This is a genomic window from Thauera sp. SWB20 (assembly GCF_000831325.1).
GTDB classification, from domain to species: Bacteria; Pseudomonadota; Gammaproteobacteria; order Burkholderiales; family Rhodocyclaceae; genus Thauera; species Thauera aminoaromatica.
Genome location: NZ_JTDM01000021.1, coordinates 826,990 through 851,620, shown reverse-complemented (window position 1 = coordinate 851,620; position 24,631 = coordinate 826,990). Strand labels below are relative to the sequence as shown.

General features: G+C 65.9%; 23 protein-coding genes and 5 tRNA genes. 20 read left to right on the top strand and 8 right to left on the bottom strand.

What is annotated here, in order from left to right:
* Positions 1–11: 11 nt before the first annotated feature.
* The 5 genes from PO78_RS21230 (at position 12) to PO78_RS21210 (ending at position 639) form a co-directional block, all read left to right on the top strand.
* Positions 12–87: transfer RNA gene (locus tag PO78_RS21230), tRNA-Glu, on the top strand.
* Positions 88–147: 60 nt separating this feature from the next.
* Positions 148–224, top strand: a tRNA-Asp gene (locus tag PO78_RS21225).
* Between the two features lie 99 nt (positions 225–323).
* Positions 324–399 (top strand) — tRNA-Ala (locus PO78_RS21220).
* 28 nt (positions 400–427) lie between these two features.
* A tRNA-Glu gene (locus tag PO78_RS21215) sits at positions 428–503 on the top strand.
* 59 nt (positions 504–562) lie between these two features.
* A tRNA-Asp gene (locus PO78_RS21210) sits at positions 563–639 on the top strand.
* Between the two features lie 113 nt (positions 640–752).
* Here PO78_RS21210 and PO78_RS21205 read toward each other — a convergent pair.
* Entirely contained in the window at positions 753–2,420 is a 1,668-nt protein-coding gene (locus PO78_RS21205) for a sigma-54-dependent Fis family transcriptional regulator (RefSeq protein ID WP_043746713.1), read from the bottom strand.
* 485 nt (positions 2,421–2,905) lie between these two features.
* Between PO78_RS21205 and PO78_RS21200 the strand changes: the two genes are divergently transcribed.
* From PO78_RS21200 to PO78_RS21165, 8 genes are all read left to right on the top strand, one after another.
* Positions 2,906–3,175: a phenol hydroxylase subunit gene (locus tag PO78_RS21200; protein ID WP_043746710.1), complete on the top strand. Its 270-nt coding sequence runs from the start codon at positions 2,906–2,908 to the stop codon at positions 3,173–3,175.
* A 33-nt stretch (positions 3,176–3,208) separates the two neighbouring features.
* Positions 3,209–4,204 (top strand): aromatic/alkene monooxygenase hydroxylase subunit beta, encoded by a 996-nt coding sequence (locus PO78_RS21195; RefSeq protein WP_043746707.1) that lies wholly within the window; start codon positions 3,209–3,211, stop codon positions 4,202–4,204.
* Positions 4,205–4,216: 12 nt separating this feature from the next.
* Positions 4,217–4,486 carry an MmoB/DmpM family protein gene (locus PO78_RS21190; RefSeq protein WP_004265988.1) on the top strand — a complete coding sequence of 90 codons (270 nt, stop codon included), beginning with the start codon at positions 4,217–4,219 and terminating at the stop codon, positions 4,484–4,486.
* A 20-nt stretch (positions 4,487–4,506) separates the two neighbouring features.
* Positions 4,507–6,060, top strand: coding sequence for an aromatic/alkene/methane monooxygenase hydroxylase/oxygenase subunit alpha (locus tag PO78_RS21185; protein WP_043746704.1), 1,554 nt, complete (start codon positions 4,507–4,509; stop codon positions 6,058–6,060).
* Between the two features lie 62 nt (positions 6,061–6,122).
* Positions 6,123–6,482: a phenol hydroxylase subunit P4 gene (locus tag PO78_RS21180; protein WP_004265975.1), complete on the top strand. Its 360-nt coding sequence runs from the start codon at positions 6,123–6,125 to the stop codon at positions 6,480–6,482.
* 75 nt (positions 6,483–6,557) lie between these two features.
* Positions 6,558–7,613, top strand: a complete 1,056-nt coding sequence (locus tag PO78_RS21175; protein ID WP_004265972.1) for an NADH:ubiquinone reductase (Na(+)-transporting) subunit F — start codon at positions 6,558–6,560, stop codon at positions 7,611–7,613.
* 19 nt (positions 7,614–7,632) lie between these two features.
* On the top strand, positions 7,633–8,547 hold the full coding sequence (locus PO78_RS21170; protein WP_043746700.1) for an alpha/beta fold hydrolase: 915 nt from the start codon (positions 7,633–7,635) through the stop codon (positions 8,545–8,547).
* 127 nt (positions 8,548–8,674) lie between these two features.
* Complete coding sequence (locus PO78_RS21165) at positions 8,675–9,604, top strand: catechol 2,3-dioxygenase (RefSeq protein ID WP_004265966.1); 930 nt, start codon at positions 8,675–8,677, stop codon at positions 9,602–9,604.
* Between the two features lie 87 nt (positions 9,605–9,691).
* Here the strand turns inward: PO78_RS21165 and PO78_RS21160 are convergent, their stop codons facing one another.
* Entirely contained in the window at positions 9,692–10,411 is a 720-nt protein-coding gene (locus tag PO78_RS21160) for a GntR family transcriptional regulator (protein ID WP_004265939.1), read from the bottom strand.
* Between the two features lie 160 nt (positions 10,412–10,571).
* On the opposite strand from PO78_RS21160, the gene PO78_RS21155 reads away from it, so the two are divergent.
* The 6 genes from PO78_RS21155 to PO78_RS21130 all read left to right on the top strand — a co-directional run bounded on the left by PO78_RS21155 (position 10,572) and on the right by PO78_RS21130 (position 15,239).
* Positions 10,572–11,009, top strand: coding sequence for a GlcG/HbpS family heme-binding protein (locus PO78_RS21155; protein WP_004265936.1), 438 nt, complete (start codon positions 10,572–10,574; stop codon positions 11,007–11,009).
* A 138-nt stretch (positions 11,010–11,147) separates the two neighbouring features.
* The gene (locus tag PO78_RS21150; protein ID WP_004265933.1) at positions 11,148–12,071 is read left to right on the top strand and encodes an acetaldehyde dehydrogenase (acetylating); all 924 of its coding nucleotides are present in this window, start codon (positions 11,148–11,150) and stop codon (positions 12,069–12,071) included.
* Positions 12,072–12,095: 24 nt separating this feature from the next.
* Positions 12,096–13,127: a 4-hydroxy-2-oxovalerate aldolase gene (gene dmpG, locus PO78_RS21145; RefSeq protein ID WP_043746696.1), complete on the top strand. Its 1,032-nt coding sequence runs from the start codon at positions 12,096–12,098 to the stop codon at positions 13,125–13,127.
* A 98-nt stretch (positions 13,128–13,225) separates the two neighbouring features.
* Entirely contained in the window at positions 13,226–13,417 is a 192-nt protein-coding gene (locus PO78_RS21140) for a 2-hydroxymuconate tautomerase (protein ID WP_043746693.1), read from the top strand.
* A 104-nt stretch (positions 13,418–13,521) separates the two neighbouring features.
* Positions 13,522–14,448 (top strand): SphA family protein, encoded by a 927-nt coding sequence (locus tag PO78_RS21135; RefSeq protein WP_043746689.1) that lies wholly within the window; start codon positions 13,522–13,524, stop codon positions 14,446–14,448.
* A 224-nt stretch (positions 14,449–14,672) separates the two neighbouring features.
* Positions 14,673–15,239: an antibiotic biosynthesis monooxygenase gene (locus tag PO78_RS21130; protein WP_004265913.1), complete on the top strand. Its 567-nt coding sequence runs from the start codon at positions 14,673–14,675 to the stop codon at positions 15,237–15,239.
* Positions 15,240–15,310: 71 nt separating this feature from the next.
* On the opposite strand, the gene PO78_RS21125 is transcribed toward PO78_RS21130, so the two are convergent.
* The 6 genes from PO78_RS21125 to benA all read right to left on the bottom strand — a co-directional run bounded on the left by PO78_RS21125 (position 15,311) and on the right by benA (position 20,815).
* Complete coding sequence (locus PO78_RS21125) at positions 15,311–15,709, bottom strand: RidA family protein (protein WP_004265912.1); 399 nt, start codon at positions 15,707–15,709, stop codon at positions 15,311–15,313.
* Positions 15,710–15,815: 106 nt separating this feature from the next.
* Complete coding sequence (locus PO78_RS21120; protein WP_043746979.1) at positions 15,816–16,787, bottom strand: AraC family transcriptional regulator; 972 nt, start codon at positions 16,785–16,787, stop codon at positions 15,816–15,818.
* Between the two features lie 306 nt (positions 16,788–17,093).
* Positions 17,094–17,870 (bottom strand): 1,6-dihydroxycyclohexa-2,4-diene-1-carboxylate dehydrogenase, encoded by a 777-nt coding sequence (locus PO78_RS21115; protein ID WP_012585811.1) that lies wholly within the window; start codon positions 17,868–17,870, stop codon positions 17,094–17,096.
* A gap of 27 nt (positions 17,871–17,897) precedes the next feature.
* The gene (gene benC / locus PO78_RS21110; RefSeq protein WP_043746686.1) at positions 17,898–18,908 is read right to left on the bottom strand and encodes a benzoate 1,2-dioxygenase electron transfer component BenC; all 1,011 of its coding nucleotides are present in this window, start codon (positions 18,906–18,908) and stop codon (positions 17,898–17,900) included.
* A 68-nt stretch (positions 18,909–18,976) separates the two neighbouring features.
* Positions 18,977–19,465, bottom strand: a complete 489-nt coding sequence (gene benB, locus PO78_RS21105; RefSeq protein ID WP_043746683.1) for a benzoate 1,2-dioxygenase small subunit — start codon at positions 19,463–19,465, stop codon at positions 18,977–18,979.
* 15 nt (positions 19,466–19,480) lie between these two features.
* Positions 19,481–20,815, bottom strand: a complete 1,335-nt coding sequence (gene benA, locus PO78_RS21100; protein ID WP_043746680.1) for a benzoate 1,2-dioxygenase large subunit — start codon at positions 20,813–20,815, stop codon at positions 19,481–19,483.
* Between the two features lie 273 nt (positions 20,816–21,088).
* On the opposite strand from benA, the gene PO78_RS21095 reads away from it, so the two are divergent.
* A complete protein-coding gene (locus PO78_RS21095) occupies positions 21,089–24,631 on the top strand; it encodes an indolepyruvate ferredoxin oxidoreductase family protein (protein ID WP_043746677.1) in 3,543 nt (1,180 codons plus the stop codon).

The following is a 24,631-nucleotide window of genomic DNA, read 5'->3' as shown; positions in this document are numbered from 1 at the left end:
TGAAGAATGCAGTCCCCATCGTCTAGAGGCCTAGGACACCGCCCTTTCACGGCGATAACCGGGGTTCGAATCCCCGTGGGGACGCCATACAAGGCGGTCCGGCCAATGGCTGGAAAGCAAGCCGGTGAAAGCCGGGCAGGTCAGCGCGGAGTGGTAGTTCAGTCGGTTAGAATACCGGCCTGTCACGCCGGGGGTCGCGGGTTCGAGTCCCGTCCACTCCGCCAGTTTCAAGAGCAGGGCTTCGGCCTTGCGATGTTTCGGAAGTGACGCTCCGGGGCAGTTGCGGTGGGCTTTTTCAGAAGCTATAATCGCCGACTCGTTGTGGGGGTATAGCTCAGCTGGGAGAGCGCTTGCATGGCATGCAAGAGGTCAGCGGTTCGATCCCGCTTACCTCCACCAAAGGTTTTTTGCAGTAGATAGGCTTGCAGTCCCCATCGTCTAGAGGCCTAGGACACCGCCCTTTCACGGCGATAACCGGGGTTCGAATCCCCGTGGGGACGCCAGAAAAGGCGGTCCGATGTTGCTCGGGTCGCAACCGGCGAAAGCCGGAGCAGGTCAGCGCGGAGTGGTAGTTCAGTCGGTTAGAATACCGGCCTGTCACGCCGGGGGTCGCGGGTTCGAGTCCCGTCCACTCCGCCACCAAAAAAGCCACCGTACGGTTTCCGTGCGGTGGCTTTTTTCCGTCTGCGGCCGCAACGGGCATGCTTCCGTTGGTCCTAGGGGAGGGGCCCGCATGCGCCCCTCCTCGCGCCTTACGCCCCCTGCTTCTTGATGCGGTAGTTCAGCTGCGGCCGCGTCATGCCCAGCAGTCGCGCCGCCGCCGACAGGTTGCCGTTGGCGCGCTCGACCGCGTGCTGCAGCAGGCGCTGCTCGAAGGCGTCGAGCGACATCCCCGAGTCGAGTACCGCCGCGGCGAGATCCTGCTGCGCGCGTCGCGCGGTTTCGAGCCCGCCCTGGGCGCTGAGCGAGTGCTCGCGGGCGTGCTCGTCGAGCGTGCCGATGAAGAGGTGCTCGACCTCGATCTGGCCGTTCTGGGGCGCGAGGATCACGCCGCGCTCGAGCACGTTCTCGAGCTCGCGCACGTTGCCCGGCCAGGCGTGCAGCTTGAGTGCGTGCATCGCCTTGTCGCTGAGGCCGGCGATGCGCTTGCCGTGCAGGGTTTCGAAGCGGCGCACCATGGCCTCGACCAGTGCGGGAATGTCGCCGGTGCGCTCGCGCAGCGGCGGGATGGTGACCGGATAGACGTTGAGGCGGTAGTACAGGTCGCGCCGGAAAGTGCCGGCATTGACCGCCTTCTGCAGGTCGACGTTGGTCGCGGCGACGAGGCGGACGTTGACCTTGCGCGTGCGCTCGTCGCCGAGGCGCTCGATCTCGCCTTCCTGCAGCGCGCGCAGCAATTTGGCCTGCGCGGGCAGCGGCAGCTCGCCGACCTCGTCGAGGAAGAGGGTGCCGCCATGCGCGCGTTCGAACTTGCCCGCGCGCGAGGTGTGCGCGCCGGTGAAGGCGCCGCGTTCGACGCCGAAGAGCTCGGATTCGATCAGCTCGTCGGGCAGCGCGGCGCAGTTGACCGCGACGAAGGCCTCGTCCTTGCGCGCGCTCATCTCGTGCAGGGTACGGGCGAAGCGCTCCTTGCCGACGCCGGTCTCGCCGAGCAGCAACACCGACACGTTCGTGGACGCGGCGCGACCGATGAGGTCGTAGGCGTGCAGGAAGGCGGCGGAGCTGCCGATGAGGTCGGGGGTGCGGCGCGGACAGGAGATCGTGCGGCGCATGGCCTCGATCTCCTCACGCAGCTCGAGCAGGCGGCCGACGATCGAGTCGGCCTGGAAGTAGGGCAGGAGGGTGTCCGCGTCCGGCCAGTCCTCGGCCGGCCGGCCGACGATGCGGCAGTGCTCGTGCCCGGTCGCGGCGCATTCGGTCTCGCGGAAGAGGATGAAGCGTCCGGTGAAGGCGCTGGTGTAGCCGGAAGCGTAGCTGATCATCATCCAGCACACCGGCTCGGCGGACTCGCCGAAGGCCTGCACGTGCGCTTCTGCCTCCCAGGCGTTCTCCCACAGGAATTCGGCGTAGAAGCCGTTGTCCGCACCGCCGAACTCCAGCCGTACGGGCTCGACGCGGGCACAGCCCTCGAGCATGTGCAGCTGCGGTCCCATCACGAAAGCGTCGGCCAGGCCGCTTGCGCTGCGCGTCTTGCGTGCGAGTTCGGCGTCGCGCATGCCCGAGGCGAAGCCCATGCGGGTGAGGATGCGGCGCGCCTGCTCGCGGCCGACCGATTCGATCAGCTCCTTGCGCAGCTCGGCCATCGCGCCGGCGTGCAGCAGCAGCATGCGGTGCTCGCCGAGCCAGATGAGGCCGTCCTCCGCGGCGAAGCGCAGCAGGCTGCGCAGGTCGGCGTTCTCCGGGTATTGGATGCTGGCCAAGGGTCTCCTCCAGGCTGGTTTCGCTCCCGCTCTGCGGCGGTTGGTGTCCGGGATCGTCGTGGTGGCCGGGCGAAGCGCACAGGTTACCTCACGCGGCTGCGCTTCGGGTGGCGAGGAATTCCAACGATTATGTGGAAAATCTCGAGAAAAAGGAATGGGCTGCGGGAATCAAGCGGACCTTTCATCATCCAGCCGATCTTGTCGCTCATCCACGCGCGTCGGGTCCGGCGTCCATCACCGCCCGGGGCGGGAGGATGCGCAAGCGAGGGCGAATGCTGCGCAGCAATAAATAGACTGAATCAAATAATCAACCAGACACTGGGTTTGATCATTTGATGAAGCCGGAAATCCTTGCTTCGGTAGGGCGAATATCGAGAAAGGGGCTAAATCCGGCAATAAGCCGGATTTTTCTGAAATTGGCACGGAACTTGTTAGGTAGTCCCCTGCGGCCAGCCCGTGTTGATCAATCCGAAGGAGTGTGGGCCATGAAGAACAGCGAACCGGCGGTGGACCTGAACCGGAAGTTCGTCCGCCTGATCGAGCGTCGTCCGGACGGTTTCGTGGAATTCGAGTTCGCCATCGGCGATCCCGAGCTGTTCGCGGAGATGTTGCTGCCGTCCGAGGCCTATGAATCCTTTTGCCAGTCGAACCACGTCGTCTTCCTGGAGCCCCGCGTGGAGGAGTCGAAGGGCGAGGACGAGTCCGGGGGCTGGAACTGGAACCTGCATCAAGCCACCCACCAGCGCTTCCGCTGAGCGCCGACAGACGAGTACACAGGAGGAGATTCCATGCAGATCGATTTGCGCACCGTCACCATCAAGCCGCTGCGGCAGACGTTCGACAACATCGCCCGCCGCATCGGCGCGGACAAGCCCGCGTCGCGCTACCAGGAAGGCACCCTGGACATGCAGCAGACGGAGAACTTCCATTACCGCCCGACCTGGGATCCCGAGCACGACATCTACGATGCCTCCCGCACCGCGATCAAGATGGCCGACTGGTACGCCTTCAAGGATCCGCGTCAGTTCTACTACGGCGCCTACACCCTGGCGCGCGCCAAGCAGCAGGACACCGCCGAGGCCAACTTCGACTTCGTAGAGAACCGCGGCCTGGCCGCAACCCTGCCCGAGTCGGTGCGCAAGACCGTGCTCGAGCTGCTGCTGCCGCTGCGCCACGTGGCCTGGGGCTCGAACATGAACAACGCGAGCGTCTGTGCCTACAGCTACGGCACGGGCTTCTCGCAGCCGCACATCTACCAGGCGATGGACCAGCTCGGTATCGCCCAGTACCTCACCCGCGTCGGCCTGCTGCTCGGCGACGTCGAGTCGCTGGACGAGGCCAAGCGCGCCTGGATGGACGATGACGCCTGGCAGGGCCTGCGCCGCTACGTCGAGGATTCCTTCGTGATCAAGGACCCGGTGGAGCTCTTCGTGGCGCAGAACGTCGCGCTCGACGGCCTGCTCTACCCGCTGGTGTACGAAACCATCATCGACGACGTGCTGTCGTCCCAGGGGGGCACGCCGGTGGCGATGCTCACCCAGTTCATGACCGACTGGTTCACCGAGACCCGGAAGTGGGTCGACGCCACGGTGAAGATCGCCGCGGCCGAGTCGCCCGAGAACAAGGAAGTCATGGCGCGCTGGCTGAGCCAGTGGCGTGATCGCGCGGCCGCAGCGCTGCTGCCGGTCGCGCGCATCGCCCTCGGCGACCGCTCGGACGAAGTCCTCGGCGAAGTCGTCCAGCAATTCAACGCGCGCATGGCCAAGGCCGGCGTCGCCCTCTGAGCGGAGCATTCAATGTCGACCGTATTTCTCGCATTGCAGACCAACGAAGACACCCGCCCGATCATCGAGGCGATCCTGCAGGACAACCCCGGCGCCGTCGTGGATGAGCAGCCGGCGATGGTGAAGATCAACGCCGACGGCCGCCTCGTCGTGCGTCGCGAGACCATCGAGGAGCTCATCGGCCGCGACTACGACCTGCAGGAGCTGCAGGTCAACATGATCACCATGTCGGGCAACCTCGATCAGACCGACGACGAAATCACCCTGTTCTGGAAATCCTGAGACCCCGAGGAGACACGAAAATGGACATGCAAGTCGCCAAGAAGAAGCTCGGCCTGAAAGAGCGCTATGCCGTGATGACGCGGGGCCTGGACTGGACCCCGTCCTACCAGAAGATGGAAGACATCTACCCCTACATCGCCTACGAGGGGATCAAGATCCACGACTGGGACAAGTGGGAAGACCCCTTCCGCCTGACCATGGACGCGTACTGGAAGTACCAGGCCGAGAAGGAGCGCAAGCTGTACGCGATCATCGACGCCTTCAATCAGAACAACGGCCACCTCAACGTCACCGACGCGCGCTACATCAACACCATCAAGCTCTTCATCAGCGGCATCAGCCCGCTCGAGTACGTCGCCCACCGCGGCTTCGCCCACGCCGGCCGCGCCTTCCCGGGCCCGGGGCCGCGCGTCGCCTGCCTGATGCAGTCGCTCGACGAGATCCGCCATGCGCAGACGCAGGTGCACTCGATCTCGAACTACAACAAGTACTACAACGGCATGCACGACTTCCACCACGCGCACGACCGCGTGTGGTTCCTGTCGGTGCCCAAGAGCTTCTTCGACGACGCGATCACCGCCGGCCCCTTCGAGTTCATGGTCTCGATCGGCTTCTCGTTCGAGTACGTGCTCACCAACCTGCTGTTCGTGCCCTTCGTCTCGGGCGCGGCCTACAACGGCGACATGGGCACGATGACCTTCGGCTTCTCGGCGCAGTCCGACGAGGCGCGCCACATGACGCTGGGCCTGGAGGTGATCAAGTTCATCCTCGAGCAGGACCCCGCCAACGTTCCGATCGTGCAGCGCTGGATCGACAAGTGGACCTGGCGCGGCTACCGCGTGCTGACGCTGGTCGCGATGATGATGGACTACATGCTGCCCAAGCGCACGATGAGCTGGAAGGAGGCCTGGGAGGTGTATTTCGAGGAGAACGGCGGCGCGCTGTTCAAGGATCTCGCGCGCTACGGCATCAAGATGCCCAAATGCGCCGAGCAGATCGCCCTGGAGAAGGATCACCTGTCGCACCAGGCCTGGAGCACCTTCTACAACTACGCCGCGGCCGCCAACTTCCACACCTGGATGCCGGACGAGGACGAGATGGCGTGGCTGGCGGCGAAGTATCCGGCGAGCTTCGACAAGCACTACCGTCCGCGCTACGAGTTCTGGCGCGAGCAGGCCGCCAAGGGCAACCGTTTCTACAACAAGACGCTGCCCATGCTGTGCCAGACCTGCCAGATCCCGATGATCTTCACCGAGCCGGGCGACGCGACCAAGATCTGCTACCGCGAGGTCGATTACAAGGGCGACAAATACCACTTCTGCTCCGACCACTGCAAGGAGATCTTCGAGCACGAGCCGGAGAAGTACGTCCAGGCCTGGCTGCCGGTGCACCAGATCTACCAGGGCAACTGCTTCCCCGAGGGCACCGACCCGACGGTGGAGGGCTTCGATCCGCTCGCCGCGGTGCTGGAGTACTACAAGCTCGAGCACGGTCGCGACAACCTCGACTTCGACGTGTCCGAGGACAAGAAGAACTTCGCCGAGTGGCGCGGCCAGGCCACGAAGAACATCTGAGCCAGCGGTGCCGCGGGCCGGCTCCGGCCCGCGGCCTTCGACAAGACACCAGGAGACAAGACATGAGCGTTGCCGCCCTCAAGGCCTACGATTTCCCCGCCGCCGACACCCAGGACAAGTTCCACGGCGCCCAGCTGCTGTACATCGGCTGGGAAGACCACCTGCTGTTCTGCGCGCCCTTCGCCTTCCCCTTCCCGCCGACCATGCGCTTCGGCGACGTCGTCGCCGGGCCGATGCAGGCCGCCTTCGGCTACCACCCCGACTACGCACAGATCGACTGGGCGAAGGCCGAGTGGTTCAAGTCGGGCAAGCCGTTCGCGCCCGACTTCGACAAGTCGCTGGCCGAGAACGGGCTCAGGCACAAGGACGTGATCCGCTTCCGCACGCCCGGCCTCACCGGCATCAAGGGCTCCTGCAGCTGATCGCCCCCCACGGGGTGCGGCGCGCGCCGCACCCCGCGCACCCCGCCAGAGAACGCACAAGAACGGAAGCGCACCATGAGCTACGAACTGACGATTGAACCGATCGGCCAGACGATCGAGGTGGAGGAGGGCCAGACCATCCTCGACGCCGCCCTGCGCGCGGGGATCTGGCTGCCCCACGCCTGCTGCCACGGCCTGTGCGCCACCTGCAAGGTGCAGGTGCTCGACGGCGAGATCGACCACGGCGAGGCCTCCAGCTTCGCGCTGATGGACTTCGAGCGCGACGAGGGCAAGACGCTGGCCTGTTGCGCCCGCCTCGAGTCCGACGTGACCATCGAGGCCGAGATCGAAGAAGATCCCGACGCCGAGTCGATCCCGGTGCGCGACTTCCCCGGCACCGTGACGCGGATCGAGGCGCTGACGCCGACGATCAAGGCGGTCTTCATCGAGACCGACGAGCCGATGCATTTCCAGGCCGGCCAGTACATCAACTTCTTCCTCGAGGGCGGGGAATACAGCCGCGCCTTCTCGCTCGCCAACCCGCCGTCCACCGGCCGCGAGGTCGAGCTCAACATCCGCATCGTGCCCGGCGGCCGCGGCACGACCTGGGTCCACGAGCAGCTTCAGGTCGGTGAGCGCGTGCGCCTGTCCGGTCCCTACGGACGCTTCTTCGTGCGCAAGTCGGCGCCCGAGGCGCTGCTGTTCATGGCCGGGGGCTCGGGTCTGTCGAGCCCGCGCTCGATGATCCTCGACCTGCTCGAGGCCGGCGACACACGGCAGATGACCCTGGTGTACGGCCAGCGCAACCGCGCCGAGCTCTACTACCACGACGAATTCCTCGCCCTCGCGGCGAAGCACTCCAACTTCACCTACGTGCCGGCGCTGTCCGACGAGCCCGCGGATTCGGGCTGGGAAGGCTTCCGCGGCTATGTGCACGAGGCGGCGACGGCACACTTCGACAACGACTTCCGCGGCCACAAGGCCTACCTGTGCGGCCCGCCGCTGATGATCGACGCCTGCATCACCGCGCTGATGCAGGGACGCCTGTTCGAGCGCGACATCTACATGGAGAAGTTCTTCTCCGCGGCGGACGTGCAGCAGGTACGCAGCCCGCTGTTCAAGAAGATCTGAGACGGGCGAGGACGGACGGATGAGCATCATGTCCAGCGCGCAACCGGCGGCGCCAGCGACCGCTGCGGACGATCCGGAGATCGGCCGCAGCATCCACGCGGCCGGCATCCTGACCAACTACCACGACCTCGGCGAGGGCTTTCCCGCGCTCTTCATCCACGGCTCGGGTCCCGGCGTCTCCGCCTGGGCCAACTGGCGCCTGGTGCTGGCGCCGCTCGCGCAGCGCATGCGGGTGATCGCGCCCGACATGGCGGGCTTCGGCTTCACCGAGCGGCGTGCCGACCTGCGCTACGACATCGACACCTGGGTCGCGCAGGCGCTCGGGCTGATGGATGCGCTCGGGCTGGAGCGGGCAGACGTGGTGGGCAACTCCTTCGGCGGCGCGCTCGCGTTGGCGCTGGCGATCCGCCACCCGCAGCGCGTGCGCCGGCTGGTGCTGATGGGCAGCGTGGGCGTGCACTTTCCGATCACGCCGGGGCTGGACGCGGTGTGGGGCTACACACCCTCGTTCGAGAACATGCGCCGGATCATGGACTGCTTCGCCTGGGACCGCAGCCTGGTGAACGACGAGCTCGCCGAACTGCGCTACCGCGCCAGCGTCCGCCCGGGCTTCCAGGAGTCCTTCGCGAGCATGTTCCCCGCGCCGCGCCAGCGCTGGGTCGATGCGCTCGCCAGTCGCGAGGAGGACATCCGCGCGCTGCCGCACGAGACCCTGATCATCCATGGCCGCGACGACCAGGTGATTCCGCTGCAGACCTCGGAGACCCTGCTACGCTGGATCGAGCGCGCACAACTTCACGTGTTCGGCCGCTGCGGGCACTGGACGCAGATCGAGCACTCCGCGCGCTTCGTGCGTCTGGTCGGCGACTTCCTCTGCGAGGAGGGCGAGCGCCGAGCCTGGCCGGCGGCAGGGCGGGCTGAAGGCGGTACTTGAAGGCTTCGTGGCGCGCCCGCAGGGCGGCACGGGCCACGGCAGGATCCGTCGAACGACGGATGAAGATCGAGCAAACCGACCCGGGCGGGCGTGCCGTCCCGGGCATATCAAGAGAGGAGCAGACAACATGGCAATGACAGGCGTACTTCGTCCGGGACACATCTCCCTGCGTGTCCTCGACCTCGAGGAAGGCATCAATTTCTACAAGAACACCCTCGGCCTGGTCGAAACCGGCCGCGACGGCCAGGGCCGCGTCTACTTCAAGGCCTGGGACGAGCGCGAGCACAACAGCGTACTGATCCGCGAGGCCGAGAGCGCCGGCGTGGACTTCTTCGCCTTCAAGGTCGCCGACAAGGCGACGCTCGACAAGCTCGACGCCGACCTGCAGGCCTTCGGCCTGAAGACCGAGCGCATCCCCGCCGGCGAGATGCTCGAGACCGGCGAGCGCGTGCGCTTCGAGGTGCCGTCGGGCCACCTGATCGAGCTCTATGCCGAGAAGACCGACATCGGCAACGGCCAGTCCTATGTGAACCCGGACCCGTGGATCCCGGATGCCGAGCGTGGCATCGCGCCCTCGCGCATGGACCACTGCCTGCTGTACGGGCCGGATATCGAGAAGGTGCAGGAGATCTTCGAGAAGGTGCTCGGCTTCTACCTCGTCGAGCACGTGGTGATGGAAGACGGCAAGACCGACCTGGCGATCTGGCTGTCGTGCTCGACCAAGGCCCACGACATCGCCTTCGTGCGCCACCCCGAGCCGGGCAAGCTGCACCACATCTCGTTCAAGCTCGACAGCTGGGAGAAGGTGCTGCGCGCGGCCGACATCATGTCGATGAACCGCATCTCGATCGACATCGGCCCGACCCGCCACGGCATCACCCGCGGCACCACGATCTATGCCTTCGACCCCTCGGGCAACCGCTTCGAGACCTTCTGCGGCGGCTACGACACCTACCCCGACTACAAGACCATCACGTGGACCTGGGACGAGGTGGGCGCCGGGATCTTCTATCACGACCGCAAGCTCAACGAGCGCTTCCTGAGCGTGGTGTCCTGACCGCGGCCGCGCCGGCGCTCCCTGCCGATCGGGCAGGGGCGCCGGTGGGCGCGCAGGCAGGTTGAACGGGGCGTGCGTCCGGCGAACTCAGGACTTGTGCTTGCCGGCGAAGAACTCCGCCGGAAGCAGCTTCACCGCGTCGAGCGTGCGCAGCACGTGCTCGGTGAGGATGGAGGTCGCGCGCGTGGTGTCGCGTGCCAGGCTGGCGTTGAACAAGGCCTGGTGCTCGGCGTGGATGTCGCGCGGGATCGGATGGCTGAACAGGCTCAGGCGCCGGTAGCGCTCGGACTGCTGGTAGAGGATGTGCTGGAAATGACGGATCCAGCGCGAGGGCGACGCGGCGATCAGTGCCTCGTGGAAGGCGCGGTTGCGCCGCTCCCACTCCTCGGCGGCCAGCGAGTCGTGGTCGCCGAGCTTTTGCTCGGCGCGAGAGAGGCGGTGGAAAGCCGCGACCACGGAGGCCTCCCAGTCCTCGCCGCCGAGCTGCAGCGACTGGCGCAGGGCTTCGGTCTCGAGCAGCAGGCGGGTGCGGGTGATGTCCTCGAAGTCCTCGATGGAAATCGGCGAGACGCGGAAGCCGCGTTGTCCCTGGGCGACCACCAGGGCGTCGGTGACGAGCAGGAGGAGGGCCTCGCGCAGGGTGCCGGCGCCGACCTCGTAGCGGTCCTTGAGATGTTCGACGCGAAGTTTCTCGCCGGGCGGGTGAACGCCCTCGATGATGTCCCGGCGCAGGCGCTGGTAGGCCCCCTCGACGAGGGTCTTGGGCTCGACGGCCTCCGGTGTTCTTTGCGGAACGGCTTCGTTCATGATTGCGAAAATGTTGGAAACACCCCGGTTCCCGATTCTATCCGAGCGGGATGGAATTAGCTTCTTCTATAAATCTCGAGAAAAATCCTTGACGTCGACATTGCCCTGGCCTATCTTCAAAAACATTACAAATCAAACCTGAACCACAGGAGCTCACCCGATGAAAGTCGCTGTTCCTCAGGCCACCATCAGCTGGGAGGCGGCACATGCCGCCGTCGCCGCCGCGGTCGAGAAGGCCGAGGCGCTCGGGGTGCGGATCAACGTCGGTGTTGCCGACGCCTCCGGCAACCTCGTCGCTTTCCTGCGCATGCCCGGCGCCTTCCCGCAGTCGATCGCGATCGCCATCGACAAGGCCTACACCGCCGGCGGCTTCGGCTTCCCGACCGGGAAGTGGATGGACGTGTGCGCCGGCAACGAGGGCATGAAGCTGGGCTTCTCGGCACAGCCGCGGCTGGTCGTGTTCGGCGGCGGCCTGCCGATCCGCGTCGGCGGCGAGCTGGTCGGCGGCATCGGCGTTTCGGGTGCCTCCGAGGACCAGGATGGCATCTGCGCACGCGCAGGGCTGCTCGCGATCGGCGCCGACGACGTCGAGCCCTGAGCGGCGAGTTCTTTTTTTCGTCCGCACTGCGGGCATCTCCCGGTTGCAGTCGTGCGGCGGTCCGTCTCTCTCCCCTCTCCCCGGACCGTCGCGCGGCCTGCATTCCTGGAAACGACTCAACCCCAAAGGAAGACAGGCATGAACAAGATCAAGTGTGCGCTGATCGGACCGGGCAACATCGGCACCGACCTGCTCTACAAGTTGAAGCGTAGCCCGGTGCTCGAGCCGGTGTGGATGGTGGGCATCGACGCCACCTCCGAAGGCCTCGCGCGCGCGCGCGAGCTCGGCCTCAAGACCACCGCCGACGGCGTCGACGGGCTGCTGCCGCATGTGAAGGCCGACGGCGTGCAGATCGCCTTCGACGCCACCTCGGCCTATGTGCATGCCGAGAACAGCCGCAAGCTCAACGAGCTCGGCGTGCTGATGATCGACCTCACCCCGGCCGCGATCGGCCCCTTCTGCGTGCCGCCGGTGAACCTCGTCGAGCACGTCGGCAAGGGTGAGATGAACGTGAACATGGTCACCTGCGGCGGCCAGGCCACGATCCCGATGGTCGCGGCGGTGTCGCGCGTGCAGCCGGTGGCCTACGGCGAGATCGTCGCCACCGTGTCCTCCAAGAGTGCCGGGCCCGGCACGCGCAAGAACATCGACGAATTCACCCGCACCACTGCCGGCGCGGTCGAGAAGGTGGGCGGCGCCAGGAAGGGCAAGGCCATCATCATCCTGAATCCGGCCGAACCGCCGCTGATCATGCGCGACACGGTGCATTGCCTCACCGAAACCGAACCCGACCGCGAGAAGATCACCGCCTCGATCCACGCCATGATCCAGGAAGTGCAGAAGTACGTGCCCGGCTACCGCCTGGTCAATGGCCCGGTGTTCGACGGCAACCGCGTCTCCGTCTTCCTGGAAGTCGAAGGCCTGGGCGACTACCTGCCCAAGTACGCCGGCAACCTCGACATCATGACTGCGGCCGGCGCGCGCACCGCCGAGATGTTCGCCGAGGAGATCCTCGCCGGGCGTCTGCAGCTCGAATCCAACCGCGCCACGATGGTGGCCTGAGCGCCCCGGCACAAGGAGATGAACATGGAACTTCGCGGCAAGAAGATCACCGTCCACGACATGACCCTGCGGGACGGCATGCACCCCAAGCGCCACCTGATGACGCTCGAGCAGATGAAATCGATCGCCACCGGGCTCGATGCGGCGGGCGTACCGCTGATCGAGGTCACCCACGGCGACGGCCTCGGTGGCAGCTCGGTCAATTACGGCTTCCCGGCGCACAGCGACGAGGAATACCTCGGCACCGTGATCCCGCTGATGAAGCAGGCCAAGGTCTCGGCGCTGCTGCTGCCGGGCATCGGCACCGTCGATCACCTCAAGATGGCGCACGAGCTCGGCGTGTCTACCATCCGCGTCGCCACCCACTGCACCGAGGCCGACGTCTCCGAGCAGCACATCGGCATGGCGCGCAAGCTGGGCATGGACACCGTCGGCTTCCTGATGATGGCGCACATGAACAGCCCCGAAGGCCTGGTCACGCAGGCCAGGCTGATGGAGAGCTACGGCGCCAACTGCATCTACGTCACCGACTCGGCCGGCCACCTGCTGCCCGACACGGTGAAGGCACGCCTGTCCGCGGTGCGTGACGCGCTCAAGCCCGAGACCGAACTCGGCTTCCACGGCCACCACAACCTCGCCATGGGCGTGGCCAACAGCCTGGCCGCGCTGGAGGTGGGTGCCACCCGCATCGACGCGGCCGCCGCGGGCCTGGGTGCCGGCGCGGGCAACACCCCGCTGGAGGTCTTCATCGCGGTGTGCGACCTGATGGGCATCGAGACCGGCGTGGATGTGTTCAAGATCCAGGACGTGGCCGAAGACCTGGTGGTGCCGATCATGGACTTCCCGATCCGCATCGACCGCGATGCGCTCACGCTCGGCTACGCCGGGGTGTACGGCTCCTTCCTGCTGTTCGCCAAGCGCGCCGAGAAGAAGTACGGCGTGCCGGCGCGCGAGATCCTGGTCGAGATGGGCAGGCGCGGCATGGTCGGCGGCCAGGAAGACATGATCGAGGACACCGCGCTCAACCTCGCCAAGGCGCGCGGCCTGGCGGTGTGAGTCGCCGCCGGTGCGGCGCGGGCCGCACCGGTCGTTTTCCGCGGGCCGGACGCCGGGGGCGCCGGCTCGCAATAGTTCGACAACCGGAGGAAGAGACCATGCCGCTGGCAGAAATCACCATGATGGAAGGCCGTACCGAAGACCAGAAGCGCGCAATGATCCAGAAGGTGACCCAGGCGATCGTCGAGGCCGTCGGCGCTCCGATCGAGAGCGTGCGCGTCGTCATCCGCGAGGTGCCCAAGACCAACTGGGGCATCGGCGGGGTGTCGGCGAAGGACCTCGGGCGCTGACGGTCGTGCACCCGCGAGAATGAGATTCACCGAGCGCTCCGCAGAGGGCGCCGGTCCAGGAGCAGCACACTCGTCGCAAGACCAATCAAGGAGGAATTCAAGGGATGAACATCAGCAAGATTGCGGCTGCGGTCGCGCTCGGTACGCTCGCGATCGGCGGCGCGCACGCCAAGGAAGGCGGGGACCAGTATCCGAACGGGGCCGAGACCTGGCTGGCCGGCGCGGTGCCGCCGCCGGGGAACTATTTCATCAACTATTTCGGCTACTACGGTGGCGATCTGGTCGACGGTAATGGCAAAAAGGCGCCGACTGGGGAGGTGGATGCCTGGTTCAACGCTTTCCGCTTCGTCCATACCAGTGAGCACAAGATTCTCGGCGGCAACTGGGGCTGGCATGTGATTGTGCCGGTGGTGCACCAGGAGGTCGACCTGGGTGGCTCGAAGTCGGTCAGTGGGCTCGGCGACGTTACCGTCAATCCCTTCATCGTCTCCTGGCATGAGAAGAACTGGCACTGGGCGATCGGGCTGGACGTCAACCTGCCGGTCGGGCGCTATAAGGAAGGCGATGCGCGCCAGAGCATCGGCGCCAACTACTGGAGCTTCGAACCGCTCTTCGCTTTCACCTACATGGGCGACACGGGCTGGGAGGTGTCGGCCAAGGTGATGTACAACATCAAGACCGAGAACAGCGATTTCCGGAGCGTACCGGGTGGCGCGAAGATGGATTACCAGTCGGGCGACGAATTCCACTTCGACTATCTGGTCGGGAAACGCTTTGGTCCGTGGGGTGTGGGTCTGTCCGGCTACTACCTGAAGCAGACCACGGACGACGAGATCAACGGTCAGACGATTGCCGCGAATCCTGGATTCTGGTCCGAGGGACGCAAGGGTGAGGTCTTCGCCATCGGCCCCACCGTCAGCTACACGACCAAGGGCGGCGTGCATTTCACTGGCCAGTGGAACCGCGAAACGGGCGCGGAGAACCGCTTCGAGGGCGACAAGTTCATCCTCAAGCTGATCATGCCGCTGTAAGAGGCGGCGGGGCCTTTCCCGGAGCTGCGCGCACAACCCCGGCACACCGTCCTGGTGGCCGGGGTTTTTCGTCTGCCGTGTGCGCGGAGCGGCCGATCGTGACCATGCAAAATATTAATCACGATTATTTATAAAAATCTCGAGAATTATGCGTTAGAGTAGAGCTCTACCCGCGGTGATGCGCAATCCGGCTTCACCGCCCCGTCAGAACAGGAGAGTCCTCGATGAATGCACCTGCCGCCGCTCCCGCCCGCATCACCCGCATCGCCCGCCGCCGCGCGCGCCCGGGGCATGAGGCCGAGTACGAAGTGATGCTGCGTGAAATGCTCGCCAAGATGCGCGAGCACAAGGGTTTTCTGGGCGGCGATCTGATTCCGCCCGAGGCGGCGGGCGAGGAGTATCAGCTCGTGATCCGCTTCGCCTCGGAGGCCGAGTTGCAGGCCTGGGACATGAGCGAGGCACGACACGAGCTGCTCGAGCGCATGAAGGCGGTGGCCGAGGGCGAGCCTGAATTCCGCAAGCTGAGCGGGCTCGAAGCCTGGTTCGAGCCCGCGGTGGTGCCCGCGACGATGCATCCGCCGCGCGTGCGCATGGCGGTGGTGACCTGGCTGGGGATCTTCCCCACCGTGTCCTTCTTCCTGTGGTTCGTGCTGCCGTGGATCCAGCCGCTGCCCTTCCTGCCGCGCACCGCGGTGCTCACTGCGCTGATCGTGGTGACGATGACCTGGGTGGTGATGCCGCGCCTCACCCGCCTGATGCGCGGTTTCCTGAATCCGCCGCGCAAGGGCTGATCGCGCGCCGACGGCATGCGCGTGCCCTGCCTGCCCGGCGGCGCCGGAGCGCGGCGCGCCGGGCCTTTGCGTCACTGCGCCGCGATGATGTCGATCTCGACGCGCAGCCCGGGGAAGGCGAGGCGCTCGATGCCGAGCAGGGTCACCGCCGGCGGGCGCTCGGCGTCGAAGTAGGCGGAGCGGATCTCGCGGATGCGCGTGGTGTCCTCGGGGCGCAGCCCGACGACGTAGATCGTCACCTGCACCAGGTCGCGCATGCTCGCGCCTTGCGCGCGCAGTGCGATCTCGAGGTTGTCGAGCGTGCCTTTCAGTTGCGCCTCGAGGTCGTCGGGGTTGCGCACCTTGCCCTCGCGGTCGCAGTCGACCTGGCCGGACACGAAGATCAGCCGTTGCGGCGTGCTGATCGAGAATGTCTGGCTGAAGGCCTTGCCGCTGAAGAGCTCGGGGGGATTGATCGCGATGCGTTCCATGGCGCATTTCTCCAGGTGGGGTCGTGACCGCGCCCCGCCCGGAGGAGGGCGGGGGCAGGCTGGGGTACGGAAGATGCGGCGCCCGGCTGCGGGCGCCGGTCGCTGTTCAGCGCCCGGGCTGGGGCTGGCGGCAGCGGATCGACTGCGAGGGCAGCACGCCGTAGGTGGACTTGTAAAGTTCGGAGAAGCGGCCCAGGTGCGAGAAGCCGTACTCGAGCGCGACCGCGGTGACGTTCGGACAGGCCTGGCCCGGGTCGCTCAGGATCGAATGCACCTTCTCGAGCTTCTTCTGGCGCACGAAGTTCTTCGGCGTCGTCTTCACGTTCTTCTCGAACAGCAGGTAGAGCGAGCGCAGGCTCAGCCCGGCGTAGTGGGCGAGATCCTCGGCGCTGAGATCGAGCTTGATGTTGCGCTCGATGTAGTTCACCAGGCGCTCGAAGCTGGGCGCGTGCCGGGTGGGGGCGACCATGCTGACGTTGTGCTTGAGCATCACCATCAGCTTGGTGGTGACCACGCGACAGTAGTGCTGCAGCATCTGCGGCGTCGCCAGCTCGGATTCGGCCTCCTCGCAGAGCAGGCGCAGCAACAGCAGCAGGCTGTCGATGTCCTCGAAACGCTGCGGCTCGGGGCTGAACTTGATGCGCTCGTTGGGCTTGAACCAGCGGTGCTCGGTGCAGGCGTCGTCGAGCATCGCCGAGGGGATGCGGACGATGAACTTCTCGCAGTTGTCCGAGTAGGTGAGGTCCACCGGCTCGTCCGGGTTGAGCACCAGCACGTGGCCGGCGGGCAGGTCGAGCGTGCGGTTGGCGAGCGTGTAGCTGCAATAGCCTTGCAGGATGAACTGGGCGTGGTAGATGTCGCCGAGGCTCTCGGACAGCACGCGGGCCTGCGCGCCGTAGCTGAGACGGCACAGGTCGAGGGTGCCGGCGCGGCGGTGGCTGAGCGAGGCGCTGGCGTCGCTGGCGCGCGGCAGGCGCAGGCTGTGCGAGCCCACGTTGGCGCGCACGTACTCGGAGACCTCGAAGGGGTTGGCGGCGGCGAAGACGTTGCTCTGGCCATTGAGGAAGCGGATGGGCATCACGCGGTCCTCCATTCGGGCTTGCTCACGTGCGTCTGAAACCGGCGTTCCTTGCTCATGCGCTTCTCCTCTCCGCCTGGCGTGCAGGCTGTCTCGCTCTCTGTCGGACGAAGTCGGCTTCTTGATCGGCCATTCTTCGAGAAACTTAAGAATCTCGATTTTATTGGGAAGCAAAAGCGCTGTCTATGGTTCTATGGATAAAGTTTTTTAATTCTGAGGCCGCAAGACAGGGGGACGAAAAAAAGCCGCGCTGCATCGCTGCAGCGCGGCCGAGGCGTCCGAGGGGAGGGAGAGGACGCGGGAAAATCAGCCCAGGTCGCCACCGCCCACCGGCACGATGGTGCCGGTGATGTAGGCGGCGTCGTCGGAGGCGAGGAACAGGATCGGGTCGGCCTGCTCGTCGAGCGTGCCGTAGCGCTTCATCAGGCTGCTGTCGATCGACTGGGTGTAGATCTGCTTGTACCAGAGCTTCTCCTGCTCGCTCTGTTCCTTGGTGTTGCGCGGGATCAGACGCGGCGGGGCCTCGGTGGCGCCGGGCGCGGTGGCATTGACGCGGATGCCGCGCTCGGCGTTCTCGAACGCCAGGCAGGCGGTGAGCGCATTGACGCCGCCCTTGGCCGCGCCGTAGGGCACGCGGTTGACGCCGCGGGTGGCGATCGAGGACACGTTCACGATCGCACCCTTGCCCTGTTCCTGCATGTAGGGCAGGGCGGCGCGGCAGCACCACAGCGTGGGGAAGAGCGAGCGCCGCACCTCGGCCTCGATCTCGTCCTCCTCGTAGTGCTCGAAGGGCTTGGTCCAGATCGTGCCGCCGACGTTGTTGATCAGGATGTCGATGCGGCCGAACTTCTCGACCGCGGCCTCCATGACCCGCTTGCAGTCGGCGAACTTCTCCAGGTCGGCGGTGAGGCTGAGGACTTCGACCTTGCCGGACAGCTCCTTGGCCACCTCATGCACGAGCTCGGAGCGGTCGACCAGCACCAGGGTGCCCTTCTCCTTGGCCATCTTCTCGGCGACGCGCTTGCCGATGCCCTGCGCGGCGCCGGTGATGACGGCCACTTTCTTCTTGAAACGGTTTGCCATTGTCGCTCCTGACGGGGTGGGCAGCGCTCAGACGCTGGCGGCGAACTTCTCGTAGTGGAAGCTGTTCGGTTCGACCTTGCGCTCGCGCAGGTCGTGGGCGACGGCCTCGACCATGGGCGGGGGGCCGCACAGGTAGATGTCCACGTTGCCTTCGTCGAGGTGGGCGGGCTCGATGTGGGCGGTGACATAGCCCTTCTTCGGCCAGCTGCTGTCGTCGGCCACCACGCAGACGTCGTAGGTGAAGTTGGGCAGTGCGGCCTTGAAGGCGTCCAGGCGCTGGAGCTCGACCACGTCGGCATCGGTGTTCACGCCGTAGATCAGGTGCACCGGGTGCGCGCTGCCGCCGGCCGCGACGAGCTTGTCGAGCATGGCGAGGAAGGGCGCGAGGCCGGTGCCGCCGGCGAGCATCAGCACCGGGCGGGCGACGTCGCGCAGGTAGAAGCTGCCGATCGGGCCGGCGAGCTTGATGGTGTCGCCGGGCTTCGCGGCGCCGGTGAGGTAGCCGCTCATCAGGCCGTTGGGCACGTTGCGGATGAGGAAGCTCACCTTGCTGTCGGCGGGCATGGAGCTGAACGAGTAGGCGCGCGTCTGCTCGGTGCCGGGCACGGTGAGGTTGGCGTACTGGCCGGGCAGGAAGGCGAGCTTGCCGATGCCTTCGCCCTGCAGCACCAGGGAGAGCGTGCTTGGCGAGAGCTGGCGCACTTCGGCCACGGTGGCGGTGAGGGTGGCGTGCTTGATCTTGCACACCTCGGACGAGGCGGGCACGTTCACCACGCAGTCGCTCTTGGGGTGCATCTGGCAGGTGAGGACGTAGCCGAGCTTGGCCTCTTCCTCGCTCATGGCGTCGTCGATGTAGAAGCCGAGCTCGTACTTGCCCGATTCGGCCTTGCACTTGCAGGCGCCGCAGGCGCCGTCGCGGCAGTCGATGGGGACGTTCACGCCCTGGCGGTAGGCCGCATCGGCCACGGTCTCGGTGGCGTTGCAGTCGATGAAGCGGGTGACGCCGTCCTCGAAGTTCAGCGCGATCTTGAATGTCATGGTTGTCTCTCCCGGTTGGGGCGGGGTCGCCCGCGCCCTTGCCGGCGCGCGACGCCCCGCCCTCGTTGTCAGACGTGGTAAACGTCGATGACGTGGCGGATGTAGTCGGTCTTCAGGACGACCTTCTTTTCCTTGATCAGCGGGCTCGCACCGGACACGTCCAGGGTATAGAAGCTGGTGCCGCAGAAGTGGTCGGTGTGGTGGTAGCGCACGCTCATGGTGTGCCAGTTGAAGCGCAGCTTGACCGTCTTGTCGTTCTGCTCGACCACCTCGATGTTGCTGATGTGGTGGTTCGTGCGGGTGTCGGGGATGGTCGCGCTCGAGCGCTCGGTGCGGATGCGGAACACGCGGTCTTCCAGGCCGGCACGGCGGCCGTACCAGATCAGCGAGATCTCGCTCTGCGGGTCTTCGGTCAGCTCGCCGTCGTCGTCCCAGGCCGGCATCCAGAAGGTGCAGCTCTCGTCGTACATCGCCAGCCACTCGTCCCACTCGCGGTCGTCGAGGTGACGCGCCTCGCGGTACAGGAAGGCGCACAGGTTCTCGTAGGAAATGCTCATCTCTTGGGTCTCCGGTTATGCGTTCTTGGCCGCGACAGCCTTGCGAATCTCTTCAAGCCAGTAGGTGTGCTGGGCGACGTACAGGCCCTCGTCCTCGGTCTTCACGCCCGACAGGATGGGCTTGAGGTCGATCTTGTCGGCTTCCTCGTCCGGGCCTTCGACCCAGTGCGTGGCGCCGCGCGACATGTCGTTCCATTCCAGCGCACGACCCATGAAGCCTTCCTGGCAGGCGCGGAATTCCTCGAGGTCGTCCGGCGTGGCCATGCCCGAGGCGTTGAAGAAGTCCTCGTACTGGCGGATGCGGCGGGCACGCGCCTCGGCCGACTCGCCCTTGGGCGCGATGCAGTAGATGGTGACTTCGGTGCGGTTGACGTCGAGCGGGCGGAACACGCGGATCTGCGAGCTGAACTGGTCCATCAGGTACACGTTCGGGTACAGGCACAGGTTGCGCGAATTGCCGATCATCCAGTCGGCCTTGGCTTCGCCGAATTCCTTGACCAGACGGTCGCGCTGTTCCATCAGCGGACGGTCTTCGGGGTTGTCCCAGCGCGTCCACAGCAGCAGGTGGCCGTTCTCGAACGAGTACGAGCCGCCGCCCTTCTTGGCCCAGCCGCCGGCGCTCATGGCCTTGATGTCGTCGCCGGCGTCGCGGCTCTTGCGCTGCGCCTGGGTGGCGGCGTAGTTCCAGTGCGTGGCGGTGACGTGGTAGCCGTCGGCGCCGTTCTCGGCCTGCAGCTTCCAGTTGCCTTCATAGACGTAGGTCGAGGAGCCGCGCAGCACTTCCAGGCCCTCGGGCGACTGGTCGACGACCATGTCGATGATCTTCTTCGACTCGCCGAGGAAGTCTTCCAGCGGCTGCACGTCGGCCTTCAGGCTGCCGAACAGGAAGCCGCGGTAGGACTCGAAGCGCGCGATCTTCTTGAGATCGTGCGAGCCCTCGCAGTTGAAGCTCTCGGGGTAGCCGGTCTCGGACGGGTCCTTGATCTTCAGCAGCTTGCCCGAGTTGTTGAAGGTCCAGCCGTGGAACGGGCAGGTGTAGGTGGCCTTGTTGCCGTGCTTGAAGCGTGCCAGCGTGGCGCCGCGGTGGGCGCAGGCGTTGATGAAACAGTTGAGCTGGTTGTCCTTGTTGCGGGTGATGAACACCGGCTGACGACCGATCTTGGTCGTGTAGTAGTCGTTGATCTTCGGCAGCTGGCTCTCGTGGGCGAGGTAGATCCAGTTGCCCTCGAAGATGTGTTCCATCTCGAGGTCGAACAGCTCCCTGTTGGTGAACATCTCACGCTTGCAGCGGAAAAGGCCCTTTTCCTTGTCCTTTTCGATGAGTGAGTCCAGATATTCCGTGGTGATCATCGCCAGAGTCTCCTGTGTTGTCTGATGCGCGGAGTTCGCATCGTAGGGAGGTCAAAAGGCGCGAAATATCCAGTTCTTGCAACATCAGTATCCACTCTCTGCAGGGTGGTCCCGGCTGCACAAAGCGGATAGCGGTTGTGCACGAAGTGGATATTGCCGTATGGCCGCTCCCCCTAATCTGCGCCCCAGATCGTTCCGCCATGCCGCCCGGCGCGTGGGGGACGAGACGGACAAAACGCCCGGAGACGGGCTGATAAAAGGGGAAGGACACTCATGTCATCCGGCAAGCAAATCTCCAACACGTTCACCCAGGAAGAAGGAGACATCCACCTCGGCGGCATCGACGCGATCGTCCGTCTGACCCTCGATCAGGTGCGCACCGACGCCCGTCGCGGGCTCAAGACGGGCATGTTCGTCTCCGGCTACCGCGGCTCTCCCGTCGGCATGCTCGACGCCGCGCTGATCAAGCAGCAGAAGCTGCTGGTGCAGAACCACATCCACTTCGTGGACGGCATCAACGAGGATCTCGCCGCCACCGCGGTGTGGGGCACGCAGATGCTGCACACCGTCGGCAAGCAGAAGTTCGACGGCGTCACCGGCATGTGGTACGGCAAGGCGCCGGGCGTGGACCGCTCCGGTGACGCGCTCAAGCACGCCAACTACACCGGCATCGCCAAGAACGGCGGCGTGCTCGCGATCGCGGGCGACGACCCGAGCTGCAAGAGCTCCTCGCTGTGCTCGCAGTCCGAGCCCATGCTGTTCCACGTCGGCATCCCCTCGCTGTACCCGGGCAACGTGCAGGAGATCCTCGACTACGGCCTGCACGGCTACCAGATGTCGCGTCTGGCGGGCGTGTGGATGGGCATGAAGATCGTCACCAACGTCGCCGACGGCACCGGCACCGCCAGCGTGTCGCCCGAGCGCCTGAACTTCGTCACCCCCGACCTCGAGTTCGATGGCAAGCTGTTCACGCCCAACATGAACCTGGGCATGAACGTGCGCGTCGAGGCGCTGGAGATGGAGCAGTCGCTGTACACCCGCCGCCTCGAGGTGGTGAAGCGCTACGCCCGCGCCAACAACCTCAACAACGTCGTCTTCCCCAACCCCGACGCCTGGATCGGCATCCTCACCGCGGGCAAGACCTACAACGACCTCAACCAGGCCTTCCTCGAGATGGGCCTGGACGATGCCGCGCTGCGCCGCTACGGCATCCGCATCCTCAAGATGGGCATGCTGTTCCCGATGGAGCCGAGCATCGTGCGCGAGTTCGCGCAGGGACTGGAAGAGATCTTCGTCATCGAGGAAAAGCGTCCCTTCCTGGAGATGTTCGCCAAGCAGGTGCTCTACGGCATGGCCAACGCGCCGCGCATCGTCGGCAAGTTCGACGAGGAAGAGAAGGAGCTGCTGCCGCACTACGGCGAGTTCGAGTCCGACGTCATCGTGCGCGCGCTGCTGAAGCGCCTGTCGCGCAAGACCCGCATCGAGTCGGCCGAGAACTGGCTCAAGCGCCTGGACGAGATCCACTCGCGCAACAAGCTGCCGACCGCGGTGCGCACCGCCTGGTTCTGCTCGGGCTGTCCGCACAACTCCTCGACCCAGGCCCCCGACGGCAGCATCGTGTCGGCCGGCATCGGCTGCCACACCATGGCGATGTGGATGGGCCGCAACGTGGTCATGGGCACCCACATGGGCGCCGAGGGCACGCAGTGGATCGGCATGGCGCCCTTCACCGAGGCGCAGCACATCTTCCAGAACATGGGCGACGGCACCTACGCGCACTCGGGCAGCCTGGCGATCCGCTATGCGGCTTCGACCGGGGTGAACATCACCTTCAAGCTGCTGCGCAACGCGCACACCTCGATGACCGGCGGCCAGGCCATCCAGGGCGAGGTCCCGGTGACCAACATGGTCTCCGACCTCCTCGCCAACGGCGTCAAGAAGATCATCGTCACCACCGACGACCCCTCGCGCTTCAACGGCGTGCAGCTGCCCGGTGGCACCGAGGTCTGGCACCGCGACCGCATCGAGGAGGCGCAGCGCGAGCTTGCCGCCACCCCGGGCTGCACCGTGCTGCTGCACGACCAGGAGTGTGCCGCCGAGCTGCGCCGTGCGCGCAGCCGCGGCAAGGCCGACGAGCCGGTCGAGGTCACCGTCATCAACGAGCGCGTCTGCGAAGGCTGCGGCGACTGCGGCGAGAAGTCGAACTGCATGTCGGTCGAGCCGGTGCAGACCGAGTTCGGTCGCAAGACCCGCATCCACCAGTCCTCGTGCAACAAGGACTTCAGCTGCGTGAAGGGCTTCTGCCCGTCCTTCCTGACCATCACCCCGCATCCGGCCCCGGCCGCCGAGGGCGCGCCCAAGAAGAAAAAGGGTCGCATCCCGGCGCTCGAGCGCGAGCTGCCGCCGCCGGTCAAGAAGGTCGATGACAGCCTGGGCTTCGGCATCCACGTCATGGGCATCGGCGGCACCGGCTCGGTGACCGTCGTGGCGACGCTGGCGCGTGCCGCCCGCCTCGAAGGCAAGCACGTGATCGGCCTCGACCAGACCGGTCTGGCGCAGAAGGGCGGCGCGGTGATCTCCGACATCAAGATCACCCACGCCCCGTTCAAGGGTTCGAACAAGATCTCCGACGGCCGTGCCGACCTGTATCTGGGCTTCGACATCCTCAACGCCACCGACCCGAAGAACCTCGACAAGTGCAATCCGGAGCGCACCATCGCGATCGTGTCCACCACCCAGACCCCGACCGGTCAGATGGTGACCAACCGCAAGGCGCTGTTCCCGGCCACCAGCGGCCTCACCGGCGGCATCGACCGCGTCACCCGCAAGGAGCACAACGTGTTCCTCGACGGTGAGGCGCTGGCGGCGGGCCTGTTCGGCGATGCGATGGCGACCAACAACTTCATGGTCGGCGTGGCCTTCCAGGCCGGCACGATCCCGCTCCGGGCCGAGTCGATCGAGGACGCCATCCGCCAGTCCGGCGTCGCGGTGGACATGAGTCTGGCCGCCTTCCGCTGGGGCCGCATGGCGGTGGTCGATCGCGCCTTCGTCGAGGCCGAGGTCGCGCGCCAGAAGACCGGTGGCCAGGTGGTCGTGCTGAACAAGGCGCCGCAGCTGTCGCCGGCTGCGCGTGCGATCGTCGATTCGATCGGCGCCAGCGGCGAGGTCAAGCGCCTGGTCGAGATCCGCGTGCCCGAGCTCATCGCCTTCCAGGACGAGGCCTACGCCAGGCGCTACGCCGAGGTGATCAAGCGCGTGGTTGCGGGCGAGCAGAAGGCGGTTTCCTCCTCCGCGCTCGCCGAGGCGGCCGCCCGCTACCTGTACAAGCTGATGGCCTACAAGGACGAGTTCGAGGTCGCCCGCCTGCACACCGACCCGGCCTTCCTCGCCGAGCTCGATGCGCAGTTCCCGCATGGCTACTCGGTGAAGTACAACCTTGCGCCTCCGCTGCTCTCCAAGACCGATCCGGTCACCGGCCACCCGCAGAAGAAGCAGTACGGCGAGTGGATGTTCAAGGCCTTCAAGCGCTTGTCCGGCCTGAAGCGCTTCCGTGGCAGCGCGCTCGATGTCTTCGGCAAGACCGAAGAGCGCCAGACCGAGCGCAAGCTGATCGAGGAGTACATCCAGCTGCTCGACCAGGTCCTCGCCAGGCTCAACCCGGTGAATCACGCTGCGGCGGTGGCGCTGGCGAGCGTGCCCGACGAGATCCGCGGTTTCGGCCACGTCAAGGAGAAGAACCTCGCCGCGGCCCGCGAACTGCAGGCCGCGCGCCTGAAGGCCTTCAACGAGGCGCAGCAGGAACGGCAGGTGGCCTGA

Coding starts and splice junctions, on each gene's coding strand:
- PO78_RS21185 (WP_043746704.1), top strand. CDS start 4,507: ATGGACATGCAAGTCGCCAAGAAGAAGCTCGGCCTGAAAGAGCGCTAT.
- PO78_RS21095 (WP_043746677.1), top strand. CDS start 21,089: ATGTCATCCGGCAAGCAAATCTCCAACACGTTCACCCAGGAAGAAGGA.
- PO78_RS21190 (WP_004265988.1), top strand. CDS start 4,217: ATGTCGACCGTATTTCTCGCATTGCAGACCAACGAAGACACCCGCCCG.
- PO78_RS21135 (WP_043746689.1), top strand. CDS start 13,522: ATGAACATCAGCAAGATTGCGGCTGCGGTCGCGCTCGGTACGCTCGCG.
- benB (WP_043746683.1), bottom strand. CDS start 19,465: ATGAGCATTTCCTACGAGAACCTGTGCGCCTTCCTGTACCGCGAGGCG.
- PO78_RS21160 (WP_004265939.1), bottom strand. CDS start 10,411: ATGAACGAAGCCGTTCCGCAAAGAACACCGGAGGCCGTCGAGCCCAAG.
- PO78_RS21125 (WP_004265912.1), bottom strand. CDS start 15,709: ATGGAACGCATCGCGATCAATCCCCCCGAGCTCTTCAGCGGCAAGGCC.
- PO78_RS21195 (WP_043746707.1), top strand. CDS start 3,209: ATGCAGATCGATTTGCGCACCGTCACCATCAAGCCGCTGCGGCAGACG.
- PO78_RS21165 (WP_004265966.1), top strand. CDS start 8,675: ATGGCAATGACAGGCGTACTTCGTCCGGGACACATCTCCCTGCGTGTC.
- PO78_RS21115 (WP_012585811.1), bottom strand. CDS start 17,870: ATGGCAAACCGTTTCAAGAAGAAAGTGGCCGTCATCACCGGCGCCGCG.
- dmpG (WP_043746696.1), top strand. CDS start 12,096: ATGGAACTTCGCGGCAAGAAGATCACCGTCCACGACATGACCCTGCGG.
- PO78_RS21150 (WP_004265933.1), top strand. CDS start 11,148: ATGAACAAGATCAAGTGTGCGCTGATCGGACCGGGCAACATCGGCACC.
- PO78_RS21170 (WP_043746700.1), top strand. CDS start 7,633: ATGAGCATCATGTCCAGCGCGCAACCGGCGGCGCCAGCGACCGCTGCG.
- PO78_RS21140 (WP_043746693.1), top strand. CDS start 13,226: ATGCCGCTGGCAGAAATCACCATGATGGAAGGCCGTACCGAAGACCAG.
- benC (WP_043746686.1), bottom strand. CDS start 18,908: ATGACATTCAAGATCGCGCTGAACTTCGAGGACGGCGTCACCCGCTTC.
- PO78_RS21180 (WP_004265975.1), top strand. CDS start 6,123: ATGAGCGTTGCCGCCCTCAAGGCCTACGATTTCCCCGCCGCCGACACC.
- PO78_RS21175 (WP_004265972.1), top strand. CDS start 6,558: ATGAGCTACGAACTGACGATTGAACCGATCGGCCAGACGATCGAGGTG.
- benA (WP_043746680.1), bottom strand. CDS start 20,815: ATGATCACCACGGAATATCTGGACTCACTCATCGAAAAGGACAAGGAA.
- PO78_RS21130 (WP_004265913.1), top strand. CDS start 14,673: ATGAATGCACCTGCCGCCGCTCCCGCCCGCATCACCCGCATCGCCCGC.
- PO78_RS21155 (WP_004265936.1), top strand. CDS start 10,572: ATGAAAGTCGCTGTTCCTCAGGCCACCATCAGCTGGGAGGCGGCACAT.
- PO78_RS21120 (WP_043746979.1), bottom strand. CDS start 16,787: ATGCCCATCCGCTTCCTCAATGGCCAGAGCAACGTCTTCGCCGCCGCC.
- PO78_RS21200 (WP_043746710.1), top strand. CDS start 2,906: ATGAAGAACAGCGAACCGGCGGTGGACCTGAACCGGAAGTTCGTCCGC.